General features: G+C 67.9%; 15 protein-coding genes. 11 read left to right on the top strand and 4 right to left on the bottom strand.

The window, feature by feature from the left end:
• From NBY69_RS34345 to NBY69_RS34330, 4 genes are all read left to right on the top strand, one after another.
• On the top strand, positions 1–124 hold a 124-nt coding region (locus NBY69_RS34345; protein ID WP_250306065.1), incomplete at its 5' end, for a 2-oxo acid dehydrogenase subunit E2.
• Positions 125–195: 71 nt separating this feature from the next.
• Positions 196–2,004, top strand: a complete 1,809-nt coding sequence (locus tag NBY69_RS34340; protein ID WP_250306064.1) for an acetolactate synthase large subunit — start codon at positions 196–198, stop codon at positions 2,002–2,004.
• 726 nt (positions 2,005–2,730) lie between these two features.
• Positions 2,731–3,417 (top strand): hypothetical protein, encoded by a 687-nt coding sequence (locus tag NBY69_RS34335; RefSeq protein WP_250306062.1) that lies wholly within the window; start codon positions 2,731–2,733, stop codon positions 3,415–3,417.
• Between the two features lie 39 nt (positions 3,418–3,456).
• Positions 3,457–3,870 carry a hypothetical protein gene (locus NBY69_RS34330; protein ID WP_250306060.1) on the top strand — a complete coding sequence of 138 codons (414 nt, stop codon included), beginning with the start codon at positions 3,457–3,459 and terminating at the stop codon, positions 3,868–3,870.
• A gap of 165 nt (positions 3,871–4,035) precedes the next feature.
• Here NBY69_RS34330 and NBY69_RS34325 read toward each other — a convergent pair whose 3' ends face one another.
• Positions 4,036–5,253 (bottom strand): beta-ketoacyl synthase, encoded by a 1,218-nt coding sequence (locus NBY69_RS34325; RefSeq protein WP_250306058.1) that lies wholly within the window; start codon positions 5,251–5,253, stop codon positions 4,036–4,038.
• Positions 5,254–5,382: 129 nt separating this feature from the next.
• On the opposite strand from NBY69_RS34325, the gene NBY69_RS34320 reads away from it, so the two are divergent.
• From NBY69_RS34320 to NBY69_RS34300, 5 genes are all read left to right on the top strand, one after another.
• Entirely contained in the window at positions 5,383–5,979 is a 597-nt protein-coding gene (locus NBY69_RS34320; RefSeq protein WP_250306056.1) for a TetR/AcrR family transcriptional regulator, read from the top strand.
• 217 nt (positions 5,980–6,196) lie between these two features.
• Positions 6,197–6,712: a hypothetical protein gene (locus tag NBY69_RS34315; protein WP_250306054.1), complete on the top strand. Its 516-nt coding sequence runs from the start codon at positions 6,197–6,199 to the stop codon at positions 6,710–6,712.
• An 89-nt stretch (positions 6,713–6,801) separates the two neighbouring features.
• Complete coding sequence (locus NBY69_RS34310) at positions 6,802–7,647, top strand: DUF4097 family beta strand repeat-containing protein (RefSeq protein ID WP_250306053.1); 846 nt, start codon at positions 6,802–6,804, stop codon at positions 7,645–7,647.
• 90 nt (positions 7,648–7,737) lie between these two features.
• Positions 7,738–8,748, top strand: coding sequence for an ATP-binding cassette domain-containing protein (locus NBY69_RS34305; RefSeq protein WP_331757546.1), 1,011 nt, complete (start codon positions 7,738–7,740; stop codon positions 8,746–8,748).
• Positions 8,745–9,536: an ABC transporter permease gene (locus tag NBY69_RS34300; RefSeq protein ID WP_250306044.1), complete on the top strand. Its 792-nt coding sequence runs from the start codon at positions 8,745–8,747 to the stop codon at positions 9,534–9,536. The genes NBY69_RS34305 and NBY69_RS34300 overlap by 4 nt, the downstream gene beginning before the upstream one ends.
• Before the next feature lie 133 nt (positions 9,537–9,669).
• Here the strand turns inward: NBY69_RS34300 and NBY69_RS34295 are convergent, their stop codons facing one another.
• Positions 9,670–10,302, bottom strand: coding sequence for a TetR/AcrR family transcriptional regulator (locus NBY69_RS34295; protein WP_250306043.1), 633 nt, complete (start codon positions 10,300–10,302; stop codon positions 9,670–9,672).
• Between the two features lie 109 nt (positions 10,303–10,411).
• Between NBY69_RS34295 and NBY69_RS34290 the strand changes: the two genes are divergently transcribed.
• Both NBY69_RS34290 and NBY69_RS34285 read left to right on the top strand, forming a co-directional pair.
• Positions 10,412–11,065, top strand: a complete 654-nt coding sequence (locus NBY69_RS34290; protein WP_250306041.1) for a DUF998 domain-containing protein — start codon at positions 10,412–10,414, stop codon at positions 11,063–11,065.
• A 54-nt stretch (positions 11,066–11,119) separates the two neighbouring features.
• Positions 11,120–11,332: a DUF4287 domain-containing protein gene (locus NBY69_RS34285; protein WP_250306039.1), complete on the top strand. Its 213-nt coding sequence runs from the start codon at positions 11,120–11,122 to the stop codon at positions 11,330–11,332.
• Positions 11,333–12,030: 698 nt separating this feature from the next.
• On the opposite strand, the gene NBY69_RS34275 is transcribed toward NBY69_RS34285, so the two are convergent.
• Together NBY69_RS34275 and NBY69_RS34270 are read right to left on the bottom strand one after the other, a co-directional pair.
• Positions 12,031–12,447: a helix-turn-helix domain-containing protein gene (locus tag NBY69_RS34275; RefSeq protein ID WP_250306037.1), complete on the bottom strand. Its 417-nt coding sequence runs from the start codon at positions 12,445–12,447 to the stop codon at positions 12,031–12,033.
• On the bottom strand, positions 12,441–12,947 hold the full coding sequence (locus tag NBY69_RS34270) for a MarR family transcriptional regulator (RefSeq protein WP_250306035.1): 507 nt from the start codon (positions 12,945–12,947) through the stop codon (positions 12,441–12,443). The genes NBY69_RS34275 and NBY69_RS34270 overlap by 7 nt, the downstream gene beginning before the upstream one ends.
• Positions 12,948–13,459 lie beyond the last annotated feature (512 nt).

Raw genomic sequence — 13,459 nt, 5'->3', positions numbered from 1 at the left:
TCAGGTCACCACCCTGGCGCTCTCCTTCGACCACCGCCTCATCGACGGCGAACTCGGCTCGAAGTTCCTCGCCGACATCGCAGCAGTCCTGGAGCACCCGAAGAGGTTGATCACATGGTCCTGAGCAAGCGAGGCGACGTCGTCATGGGAAGCACCTTGCACGACTCCGGTGTCGCCGGCAGTGTCGCCGACGAGATGAAGGACGCGCCCTTCGCCACGGAAGGCAAGCGCCTCACCGGCGCCGAGGCCCTGATCCGCGCGCTGGAGGAGGTCGGCTGCGACACGGTGTTCGGCATTCCGGGCGGTGCGATCCTTCCGGCGTACGACCCGATGATGGACTCCACCCGGCTGCGACACGTCCTGGTCCGTCACGAGCAGGGCGCGGGCCACGCGGCCACCGGTTACGCCCAGGCCACCGGCAAGGTCGGGGTCTGCATGGCCACCAGCGGCCCCGGCGCCACCAACCTCGTGACCCCGATCGCGGACGCGTATCTCGACTCCGTACCGATGGTCGCCATCACCGGGCAGGTGCCCTCGGACCTCCTCGGGAAGGACGCCTTCCAGGAAGTGGACATCGTCGGCATCTCCATGCCGATCACCAAGCACAACTTCCTCGTGAAGGACGCCGACGACATCGCGAGGACGGTCGCGGAGGCGTTCCACATCGCTTCCACGGGACGCCCGGGGCCGGTCCTGGTGGACATCACCAAGGACGCGCTCCAGTCGGACACGGACTTCTCCTGGCCGCCCCAGCTGGACCTTCCCGGCTACCGTCCGACGGCGAAGCCGCACGCGAAGCAGATCCGTGAGGCGGCCCGGCTGATCACGACCGCCGAGCGGCCTGTCCTCTATGTCGGCGGCGGAGTCCTCAAGGCGCAGGCGACGGCCGAGTTGAGGACCCTCGCCGAGCTGACCGGGGCGCCCGTCACCACCACACTCATGGCGCTGGGCGCGTTCCCCGACAGCCACCCGCTGCATGTGGGGATGCCGGGCATGCACGGCGCGGTCACCGCGGTGGCCGCGCTGCAGAAGGCCGACCTGATCGTCGCCCTCGGAGCCCGCTTCGACGACCGTGTCACCGGCAGGCTGGACAGCTTCGCCCCGTACGCCAAGGTCGTGCACGCCGACATCGACCCGGCGGAGATCGGCAAGAACCGCGCCGCCGACATACCGATCGTCGGGGATGCCCGCGAGGTCATCGCCGATCTGATCCAGGCCGTCCGGGCCGAGCACAGTGAGGGCAACCGGGGTGACTACAGCGCCTGGTGGAACGACCTCCGCCTCTGGAGCGACACGTATCCCCTGGGCTACCAGGTGCCCGAGGACGGCTCGCTCGCCCCGCAGCAGGTCATCGAGCGCGTGGGCCGGCTCGCCCCGGAGGACACCATCTTCGTGTCGGGCGTGGGACAGCACCAGATGTGGGCCGCCCACTTCCTCGACCACGAGCAGCCCGCCACCTGGCTGAACTCCGGCGGCGCTGGAACGATGGGCTACGCGGTCCCGGCCGCGATGGGCGCCAAGGCCGGCATGCCGGAACGCACCGTCTGGGCCATCGACGGCGACGGCTGCTTCCAGATGACCAATCAGGAACTGACCACCTGCGCGCTCAACCACATCCCGATCAAGGTCGCGATCATCAACAACGGCGTCCTGGGCATGGTGCGGCAGTGGCAGACCCTCTTCTACGGCCAGCGCTACTCCAACACCGTGCTGCACAGCGGTCCGGAGGTGGACGGCACACAGCCCGGAGCAGGCACCAGGGTCCCGGACTTCGTGAAGCTCTCGCAGGCGATGGGCTGCCACGCGATCCGCTGTGAGCGTCCCGAGGACCTGGACAAGGCCATCGAGGAGGCCAACGCGGTCAACGACCGCCCCGTCGTCATCGACTTCATCGTCCACGAGAACGCGATGGTCTGGCCGATGGTCGCCGCCGGTACCTCCAACGACAACATCATGGCCGCCAGGGACGTGTGCCCCGACTTCGGCAGCAACCAGGACGACTGAGGGGCCGGGCCGCAACGTCCCCCGGAGCACCGGGTGCGCCCAGGGTCGGCAGCTCCTCGGCCCTCCGGGCCTGCGGTGCCCCGACGGGGACTGATCCCGCGTGCGCGACTGCGGGTGACACTCACCGACCAAAGGACGTGTGGGGGTTGCGGTGCATGGGGGTACCGGTGACCACCGGCGCTCCTCGCCGACCTGTACCGCCGTTCATGTCGGCGTTCCTGACTGCGGGTCAGGGAAGCGGAGCAGTGAGTGTGCTGCGGGGAGACTTGCGGGTGCTGGCTCTTAGTGTAAGAGACGCGCGCCGCCGTACCCACTCTGACCTGCACCGATGCGAAGGCCATGTTGTCCTGGGGAGCACATTTCGGGGTGTCGGATGTAGCTCTGGCCGTCACATTTGGCGGATTAATCAACTGCTGCTTGAGTTCTGATCGGCGGCATCGTCACTCGAATCGACGCAGGTCACGACTGTGCGTACCGCTGCCGTTCGGGTCCTTCCGGAGGGGCCGTCGAGGCTGAAATGTGCCGCCCAGGACAACACAAAACAAGGAGCAGTTGATTTCTGGGTCCATCAGGCACTAAAAATCAACCTGTGGTTGCGTAATTTTCGGACACCGCAGCAACCCGTCCCAACGGGTCCAGTATTCACCGCGCCGTAGCCGCAAAAGACAAGCACCGGTTGATTTATGAGCTACTGTCTGCACTGCCCGAGCAACAAGAGGAGGTCATGTGTCACCTGATCCGCCAGCCCGCCGACGACCGGCCGGGCCGCGCGCCGTTCCCTCCTCGGCCGAAGAGAACTCCGGGTTCGACGACATCCTGGCCACCCTCGGCAAACAGCTCGGTCAGGCCGCCGAGGAATCCGAGGGCCCCCGGAGCAGCCGCAGGCTCAAGGGCGTCACCTTCGAGTACGAACCCGAACGCCGGACCGTGCACGACATGGCGGGCGGCGCCGGATACAGCCTCGCCAGCAACTGGTTCACCCAGCTCCTGGCCCAGCTCGCGGTCGCCAACAGCATCACCAAGAGCCAGCTCTGCGTCTTCCTGTTCGTCGCCGGGGGACAGGTCCCCGGATCAGGCACCGCCCAGTACACCCAGCAGCAGATCACCGACGGACTGAACACCCTCGCGGCCCGCAAGGGCGGCAAACAGATCACCCGGTCCACGGTGAACCGGGCCATCAAGGCCCTGTGCGAGTACCACTGGATCGAACCGGCCGGACACGGCAGGATCCGCCTCAACGTACGACTGTGGTTCCAGGGCGGAAGCACCGCCCAGCACGAGGTGCTCGCCGATCTCAAGGACCGCGAACCGTCCGAGTTCCCGCACTCCGTGGGCCCCGAGGTCCAACAGCAGGAACTGGAACTGGACTTCGGCCCACAGGCGCCCTATGACGGACAGAGGCACACTGGGTGACCGCGCGACCGACGACAATCCTGGCAGGAAGGCGTATTGATGGCTGAGGTCATGTCCCCCCTCATCTCCGAGCGCATCTGGGCACTTCCGATCTCCGGAGCCGGGGTCAAGTTCCTCCAGTACCTGCTCTACCGCTCGGAGTTCGGCGGCCAGCTGCCCGTGCGGCAGAAGGACATGGCCGCGGAGTACAACATCACTCCGCAGGCCGTCAGCAACCTCATCGCGCCGCTGTGCGAGCTCAACATCGTGCTGCGCCCGCGCAACGGCGAACGCCGCGGCAACAGTTACCGGCTGCACCCGCTCGCGGCGAAGTACCGCAGCCACGAGGACATGGAAGCCGCCTTCCGCCAGACGCTCCTGGACATCAAGAGCGGTCAGGTCCCCAACCTCAGGCTGCCCTCGTACGCCGTCGCCCCGCCCACCGCGGGACGGCCCAACCTCCAGGTCGCGTAGCGCGGCCCCCTGGCTGGTGCCGGGACTGCCGGTGGCCCTTCTCATCCCGTTCATGCCCGAAGGCCCGCAAGGCCTGAGACCGCCGGCCGGTGCGCCCTTCGGGGCCACCGGCCGTGCGTTCTCTCCTGTCGCTTCCTGCCGTTTTCTCTGTCGACCGGGGCTTGTTCAGCCGGCCGGGACGAAGGCCAGCGACACGTTGTGCCCGCCGAAGCCGAAGGAATTGGCCACCCCGGCGGTCCAGTTTCCCCGGCGGGGACCGCCGGAGACGACGTCGAGGCCGACGGCCGGGTCGAGCCTGTCGAGATTCCGGGTCGCCGGGACGAGCCCGTCCCGCAGCGCGAGGACGGTCACGATCGCCCCCAGGGCGCCGGACGCGCCCAGGAGATGACCCGTCATCGACTTCGTGGCGGTGACCACCGGGTGCGTACCGACGGCCTCGGTGACGGCCTGCGCCTCCGCCAGGTCGCCCTGCGGAGTGGACGTCGCGTGCGCATGTACGAGACCGACGTCCTCGGGCGCCAGCCCGCCCGCACCCAGGGCCATACGCATGGCCCGCGTCTGCCCCTTCGGGTCCGAGGCCGTGATGTGCTGCGCGCTGGACGTCACCCCGGCACCGGCGAGCACGCCGTGGGCCCGAGCACCACGGGACCGGGCGAACTCCGCACGCTCCAGCACCAGTACCGCGGCGCCTTCGCCCAGCACGAAGCCGTTGCGGTCCGCGTCGAAGGGCCGGGACGCCCGTTCCGGATCGTCGTTCGTCGTGGACAGCGCCATCATCTGCGCGAACCCGGCCAGCGGCAGCCCGTGCAGACACGCCTCCGCGCCTCCGGCCACGACCACGTCGGCACGGCCGAGACGGATCAGATCGAGTCCGACCGCGATGGCCTCGGCCCCGGACGCGCACGCGCTGACGGGGGTGTGGGATCCGCCCTGAGCCCCCAGGTCGATGCTCACCCAGGCCGCAGGACCATTGGCCATCAGCATGGGCACGGTGTGCGGGGAGACCTTGCGCGGCCCGAAGTTCTCCAGGTTGTCGTCCTGGTCGAGCAACGACACCACGCCGCCGACACCCGTACCGATCACGACGGCCACCCGCTCCGGATCGGCCTCCGGGCACCCGGCATCGGCCCAGGCCTCCCGGGCACCGACCATCGCCGCCTGCTCGCACCGGTCCAGGCGGCGGGCCTCGGTACGCCGCATGACCGTCGCCGGGTCCACCCGCATCCGGGCCGCCAGCCGGACCGGCAGCCCCGCGGCCCAGCTGTCGTCCAGTACCCCGACTCCGTTCCGACCCGCCTGCATGGCGGACCAGGTGGACGCCAGATCACCTCCCAGCGGCGTGGTCGCCCCGAGACCGGTCACCCAGACCCCTGCATCAGTCACGGACTCAACTCTCCTTTCCGGCAGCGCCGTTACGCAGCTGTCGGAGCCGGAAGACCGACTGCCGCCGACCGCTGTCATGATCCACACGGTAGCCAACCAACCATCTGGTTGGCTATGTAGGATTGCCACATGCCTCGAAGTGGACAATCTGTAGGAACTCCCGCCCGTCTCCTGGCCGCTGCCCGCGAGGAATTCGCCGCGCACGGCATGGCAGGCGCCCGCGTCAGCCGGATCGCCGAGCAGGCAGGTGCCAACAAGGAGCGGATCTACGGCTACTTCGGCAGCAAGGAGAAGCTCTTCGCCGCCGTCGTCTCCGAGGCCGTGACCGAGCACGCCACGCTGCTGGGTCCGCCCACCGGGGACCCGGCCGAATACGCCGGCCGGATCTACGACCTGCACCAGCAGAACCCGCAGCTGCTCCGCCTGATGATGTGGGAAGCGCTGTACTACGACGCGGGCGACCTGCCGGACAAGCAGAGCCGGGCAGCCCGCTACCGGGCGAGCGTCGAGACCCTGGCCGGGGTCCTGGGTACCGAGCCCGACAGCCAGGCCGCGAACACCCTGCTGGCCCTCATCGGGGTCGCCATCCTGCCCACGGTGTTCCCCCAGATCAGCCAACTGATCCTCGGCTCGGCCCCGGACGAGGACGCCGACGTGCGCGGGCACATCGTCCGCCTGGCGCGCCGGATGGCTCCTGTTGGCCCGGCCGAGTGCGCCGAGCGGTGACGAACCGACCGGCTCGACAGCACTCGGCGCCACCCGACACCACGTGACGCCATCTGGTGCCACCTCTGCGGCAACGTGGCACCACGGCATCGCTTGCTCGCTGAATCGCCTTTGACCTGCATCAATGGGATCGACGCGTCACCCTGAAGCCAGCCGTGCGCCACGTATCGCCTCTCGGGGCTTGCCTATGGCGCCAAGATGGTGCCATGATGGGGCCATGGACCTCACGCCGTATGTCGAAACACTTCACAGGGAACTGGCGGTGGCCGCCGAAGCCGGGGGTGACGAAGCCCGCGAGCTCGCCGAGCGGCTGACCGCGCCGCTGGAGTCGGCCACCCGCCTGACCCTGCTCAATGTGCTGTCCGCCGCCATGGACGAGATCACCCGTGAACTCGCCCCCGGCTCGGTCGACGTACGACTGAGGGGCATCGACCCCGACTTCGTGGTGGTGCTGCCGCAGCGCGACGACCGCACCGAACCGCGCGACGCACCGGCGCCCGCACCGGCCCCGGTCCCCGCCGACACGGACGAGGGCGGCACCGCCCGCGTCAACCTGCGCCTGCCCGCCCACCTCAAGACCCGCGCCGAGGAAGCGGCGGCCGGCGAGGGCCTGTCGGTCAACGCATGGCTCGTACGCGTCGTGTCGGCCGCGGTCGACACGGGCGCCGCCGCCCCCCGTACCCCCGAGAAGACCAGGATCACCGGCCAGAGCTTCACGGGCTGGGTGCACTGACCAGCCCCTCGTAACGACTCCACCCGCACCACGTCCCACCAGCGGGGACGCCACGAACATTCATGAGGACCCAAGAGGACGGGACAGCCATGCCTTCTTTCGACACTCCCCAGCCGATCTCGGTCAACGCCCAGGTGGACGCGGGATCCATCCAGTTCGTCGCGGCCGACCGCGCCGACACCGTCGTGGACGTGGCTCCCCGCGACCCGAAGAAGGACCAGGACGTGCGGGCCGCCGAGCAGACCGAAGTCGCCTACTCGGGCGGCAAGCTGCACATCAGGACGCCCAAGCAGCGCTACCTCTTCGGGCGTACCGGCACCGTCGACGTCACCGTCGAACTGCCCGCGGGCTCCCAGGTGGAGGCGACCGGCGGGTGGGCCGAGGTGCGCGGCGAGGGACGTCTCGGTGAGGTCCGCGTGAAGACCTCCTCGGGCGACGTCCGCCTCGACACGACCGGCCCGCTGCACCTGACCGCGTCCCACGGGTCCATCACCGTGGACCGTGTCGAGGGCCCCGCCGAGATCACCACCAGCTCCGGCAGCATGCGCGTCGGTACGGTCACGGGCGCCGCCGTCCTGAAGAACTCGCACGGCACCACCAGCGTCAGCGACATCACCGGCGACCTGCGCGTCAGCGGCGCCAACGGCGACATCATCATCGAGCGCGCCCGTGCCTCCGTCGCGGCCACCACCGCGAACGGCACGGTACGCGTCGCCGAAGTCACCCGTGGGACCGTCCAGTTGGAGACCTCCTACGGAGCCATCGACGTGGGCGTGCGCGAGGGCACCGCCGCCTGGCTCGACATCAGCTCGGGATCCGGGCGCGTGCACAACTCGCTGACCGCGTCCGAGAGCCCGGAGAAGTCCGAGGACACCGTCGAGGTCCGCGCCCGTACGCGCTACGGAAACATCGACGTCCGCCGCGCCCGCGCCTGAGGCTCCGCCCTCACTCCGTTCCTGCCCTCACTCCGTTCCCGCCTTCGCCACTCAGCCTTCGCCCGGGAGGGCCCCATGCCTTCAGCTGTCATGCCCATGTCCAAGCGTGGTAACGGCCAGGAGCCGCCCACCGCCGTCTCCGCCGTCGGCCTCCGCAAGTCCTACGGCGACAAACGCGTCCTCGACGGGATCGACCTGCGCATCCCGGCAGGCACCGTCTTCGCACTGCTCGGCCCGAACGGCGCCGGCAAGACCACCGTCGTCAAGATCCTCTCCACCCTCATCTCCGCCGACGCCGGCTCCGGCGACATCAGCGTCGGCGGCCACGACTTGGCCGCCGAACCGCAGGCCGTACGGGCCGCGATCGGTGTCACCGGGCAGTTCTCCGCCGTGGACGGTCTGATCACCGGCGAGGAGAACATGCTCCTCATGGCGGACCTGCACCACCTCTCCAAGCGCGAGGGGCGGCGGGTCGCCGCCGAACTCCTGGAGCGCTTCGACCTGGTGGAGGCGGCGAAGAAGCCCGCCTCCACCTACTCCGGCGGGATGAAGCGCCGTCTCGACATCGCCATGACGCTGGTCGGCAACCCGCGGATCATCTTCCTCGACGAGCCGACCACCGGCCTCGACCCACGCAGCCGCCACACCATGTGGGGCATCATCCGCGAGCTCGTCTCCGGCGGCGTCACCGTCTTCCTCACCACCCAGTACCTGGACGAGGCCGACGAACTCGCCGACCACATCGCGGTCCTCAACGACGGCAGGATCGCCGCCGAAGGCACCGCCGGCGAGCTGAAACGGCTCGTGCCGGGCGGGCACGTGCGGCTGCGGTTCACCGACCCGACCGCGTACCGGTCGGCGGCCTCCGCCCTGAGCGAGGCCACCAGGGACGACGAGGCACTGTCGCTGCAGATCCCCAGCGACGGCAGCCAGCGCGAGCTGCGCTCCATCCTCGACTGGCTGGACACGGCCGACATCGAGGCGGACGAGCTGACCGTGCACACCCCCGACCTCGACGACGTGTTCTTCGCCCTCACCGCCAAGGCCGACGTCCCCCACCAGTCCGACCAGCCCAACCAGGCCAAGGAGAACGTCCGATGAGCGCCCTCTCCCTCGCAGTACGCGACTCGAACACCATGCTGCGCCGCAACCTGCTGCACGCACGGCGCTACCCGTCCCTCACCCTGAACCTGCTGCTCACCCCGATCATGCTGCTGCTGCTCTTCGTCTACATCTTCGGCGACGTGATGAGCGCGGGCCTCGGCGGCGGCGGTGCGGACCGCTCCCAGTACATCGCGTACATCGTCCCGGGCATCCTGCTGATGACCATCGGCGGCACCGTGGTCGGGACCGCGGTGTCCGTCTCCAACGACATGACCGAGGGCATCATCGCCCGCTTCCGCACGATGGCGATCCACCGCGGCTCGGTGCTCGTCGGACACGTCGTCGGCAGCGTGCTGCAGTCGATCATGAGCGTGGTCTTCGTGGGCGCCGTGGGCGTGGCCATCGGTTTCCGGTCCAAGGACGCCGGCGTCCTGGAGTGGCTGGCGGCGTTCGGGCTGCTCGTGCTCTTCGCCATGGCGCTCACCTGGATCGCGGTCGGCATGGGTCTGATCAGCCCGAACGCCGAGGCCGCCAGTAACAACGCGCTGCCGATGATCCTGCTGCCGCTCCTCTCCAGCGCCTTCGTCCCGGTCGACGCGATGCCGGGCTGGTTCCGGCCGATCGCCGAGTACCAGCCGTTCACCCCGGCCATCGAGACGCTGCGGGGCCTGCTGCTCGGCACCGAGATCGGCAACAACGGGTGGCTCGCGGTCGCCTGGTGCCTGGGCCTCGCGGTCCTCGGCTACTTCTGGTCGACGTCGAAGTTCAACCGCGACCCGAAGTAACTTCCGTACCGCCCTGGGGCGGGGCGAGCTGCCTCCCGCAGCTCGCCCCGCCCCAGAACTGCGATCCGGCACGTCGGCGCCCGGGGGGAGCGACAACTGCATCGTGTGTGCCCGGCCTTCCGGACCGTCGCCCCTACCGATCGGTTCCGCGGTAGGCGCGGAGGAAGGCGGCGACGCCGGCGGTGACGTAGTCGTCGAGTTCGCCCTGGGTGTGCTGGGGACTGCCGTGGAACATGGCTTTGTTGACGGGGATCCAGAGGAGCAGGCCGGAGAAGTGGTTGGCGGCCAGCAGCGGGTCGTCGATCCGGAGAAGCCCCTTGTCGGCGAGACGCTGAAAGGTGGCCGCCAGGGTGGCGAGGACTCGCTCGAAGCCCTGCTCGTACCAGGTCGCACCGAGCTCGGGGAAGGCGTCGGCGTTGGCGATGATCAGACGCCGCAGCTGAATCACCTCGGGTTTGGTGAGGGCGGTGAGGAACTGGGCCGCGAGCCGGGTGAGGTTCTGCTCCAGTCCGTCCCCGTCGGCCGGGATGTCGGCCACCAGGTCGATCATGGCGTCGACCTGGTCCGTGGTGGCCAGGACGATCTCGTTGAAGAGCTTCTCCTTGTCGGCGAAGTGCTTGTAGACGGTCTGCTTGGAGACCGTGGCCAGCTTGGCGATGTCGTCCATGCTGGTGCCCGAGTAGCCCTTCGCCATGAACACCTGCGTTGCGGCATCCATGATCGCCTGGTGCTTGCGGGCCGACCGGCTCTGATCGTTCGCTTCCAACGCCACTCCTCATTCAGTACTGGACAGTCCAGTTCTCTCTGGTTACTGTAACGCTCAAGCCGGAACGAGTACTGAACCGTCTAGTTCCATTCTTCGGGGGAGACACGCCATGACCCGCACCATCGAGACTCCTGTCGTCACCGCTGTCCAGGCATCGACGTGGCTGCCGACCCGCGCTCTTCTGACGGGTGGCATCGTGGCCGGTCCACTGTTCCTGGGTGCAGGCATATTGCAGGGGCTGACGCGCAACGGCTTCGACTTCACCCGCAACGCGATCAGCCAGCTGAGCCTCGGCACCCTCGGCTGGATCCAGGTGACCAGCTTCCTGCTGACCGGCATCCTGCTGACCGCCGCCGCGGTCGGGGTACGCCGTGCGCTGCGCGACGAACCCGGCGGGACCTGGGCGCCACGGCTGATCGGCGTCTTCGGTGCCTCGTTCCTGCTCGCCGGGGTGTTCACCGCCGACCCTGGCAGAGGTTTCCCCGCAGGTGCCCCCGACACCGCCTCACTGAGTTGGCACGGCACCATCCACATGCTCAGTGGCACGGTGGGCTACCTGGCCCTGTGCGCAGCCTTCCTTGTGCTGGCCCGCTACTTCTCGGCACAGCGGCACCGCGGATGGGCCATCGCCTCCCGCCTCATGCCTATCGTTGTCCTCGCCGGCCTCGCAGGCTCCTCCACGACCGTTCAGGCCTTCACTGCCGGCGCCGGCCTTGGCCTGCTGTGGCTGACCGCGATCACCGCCCGCCTGATCAAGGCCTAGGCAATCTCCGCAAGCCACACCGATCCCACCAGCGACCAGAGACAGGACATTGCGATGACCCCACCGGTGAAGGGCCCCGCCAGTTACTTCCCTTCCATCGAGAAGAAGTACGGCCGCCCGATCGCGTACTGGAAGGACCTCATCCGCACCTCGCCCCTGACCAAGCACATGGAACTCGTCGCTTGGCTCAAGACCGAACACGAACTCGGCCACGGACACGCGAACGCGCTCGTCGCTCACACGCTCGCCGAAGACAGCAGCACGTAACGCCGGCTGAGGTCGGGCGACACGGGGCTTCTTGCGCCCTGAAAGTTCGACCGCGACCTGAAGTCACCGCCGTACCGCCCTGGGAGCCGACCGCCAACACCAGGCCGAACACCCACCATCACGGGACGGCACTCCGGGCTCGAACGCTCAGGCCGACGATAGGAGGCCGCTGGTGTCCAGGTCCAGGTGGAACGGGTCCGGCAGCCGTAGTACGGCACCGAACGGGTGTGGGCCGTCGACGCGGGTGTAGCCCAGGTGTCCGGGCTCGGAGAACAGGGTGATGCTGCCCTCAATGCACGGCTCTGGGGTCAGGCGATGCGGATTTTCTTGCGTCGTTCGAGGGCGAGCTGCTCGCAGTCCCGGGCAACAGCAACGTAGCAGTAGGTCAGGACTCCTGACCTTGAGGTCGGCATTTCTGACCTCTGGATCGCCATGTGTCACCCCTGAGGGGACACATCTCTCCCCGGGTAGGGATGGGAGCACGTCTACCTCCCCAACGCCGAACAGTTTGAAAACCCGCCATGCTTATCGTTCGTGTGCCCGCTCCACCACACAACTGGTCTCTACACGTTGATCTGAGCTAACAGATCGACTGCGCCCCGGCGTGTGCTCTGGCCGAATGTCCTGATCCGGTACTACTGCGGCGTTGCATCCGGCTGTGGAGTGCAACGCCGCATTTCGGCTGTGGGGCAGCCCAACTAGCTGACGGCACGGACCGCCCGGAGTCCCTGGGGCTGGCGCTTCGGCGGGGCTGTCTCGTACAGGGGCGCGGTGATCTCGGACAGCTCACCAGTCTCAATGCGCTCGGCGGCGTCCTGGATTGCTTCCTCCAGCTCCTCTTGTGAGGCGTAAGAAGCGACGTACGGGTGGAGGTAGTACGTGCGGTACTTGCGGTCCTCGGGCCGCAGCACCAGGTTCCGGCTCTCCAGCAGCGCCATGGCGGTGTTCGCTGAGTTGCGGGACAGGCCCACGCGGGCCGCTAGCTCGGCCTGGGAGGCGTTCACCTCACCGCCGGGCTCCTGACGCTCGATGAGGGCACTCAGGAGGTCCGTCGCAGCTTTGGTGAGGTCCAGCCGGTACATCATTCCGAAACCGGCGCTTGCCTGGATCAGCATGCCTGTCCCTCCTTGTCGACACCCTCATCGTCCCCGTCTTCGGATCCGAGTTCCAGCTGCACGCTACGCGGCGGCAGCGGAGCGTGCAGGGCCGGGAAGACGTTCTCAGGGAGGCTTCCGTCGGCGTCGCGCAGCGCGTTCAGGATTTCCTGCTGTTTGTCGCCGTTGCCCTCGAACCCGAGCATCGGGTTCACGAAGATCAGGCCGGTTTCGACGCGCTGGAGCATGTGCCATTCCTCCAGGCGGCCGATGGCCCGGGTGACGTTCGACCGCTCCACGTTCAGTTTTTCGGCGATCTTCTTGTGGGTAACGCGCACCCAGCCCTCGCGTTGTCGGCCGATGCACCACAGCAGAACTGCGGACTGGATCGGGGACATACCGTGCTGGGCGATCAGCACGGCCAGAACGTCGGCGAGGAAGTCGTTGGAGACCACGCTGTAGCCGGACCGACCGTACATCTCGTGGGGCGCGCGGTAGGTGTACCGGACGTGGACGTCCATCTGTTGCACCGGCCGCTTACGGGTCGGTGGCTTGGGGCCCTGCCCGAGCCGGGATGACAGGGTTTCCCGGAAGGCACTGTCACCACCGGGCTGTACAGCGGCAATCTTCCTGCCCGTGTCGCGGCCAGAGGTAGGGCGCTTTGGCTGGCGGGCCATCGATGGTCGTCCTGTCCTCGATCCTGCGGGTCACAATGAACCTAGCATTTATCCAAGCCCAGTTGGCAGATTTGTACATGCTGGCATGACGCTTCGGTGTCGACGCCGACACCCAACCGATCCGGCCTAGTTCTCTGAAAACCTGGGCTCACCAGCAACGATGCATAGTTATACAAGCTAGCTTGGCAAATGTGGGTGCTGATGTGGTGCCGCTGACACATTTCTGCAGGTCAATGTGTCAGCGCTGACACATACCCCTCAGAGAAATCGCAGGTCAGGGACGGTTTCGCGCAGCCGCTCTCTTTTCCTTAAGACGCACGCGCGCGCGAGGCCTCAACCAGGACCTCGTACATGAA

Source organism: Streptomyces sp. A 4/2, from assembly GCF_940670765.1.
Classification (GTDB): Bacteria; Actinomycetota; Actinomycetes; order Streptomycetales; family Streptomycetaceae; genus Streptomyces.
This window is presented reverse-complemented; position numbering and strand designations above follow the sequence as displayed.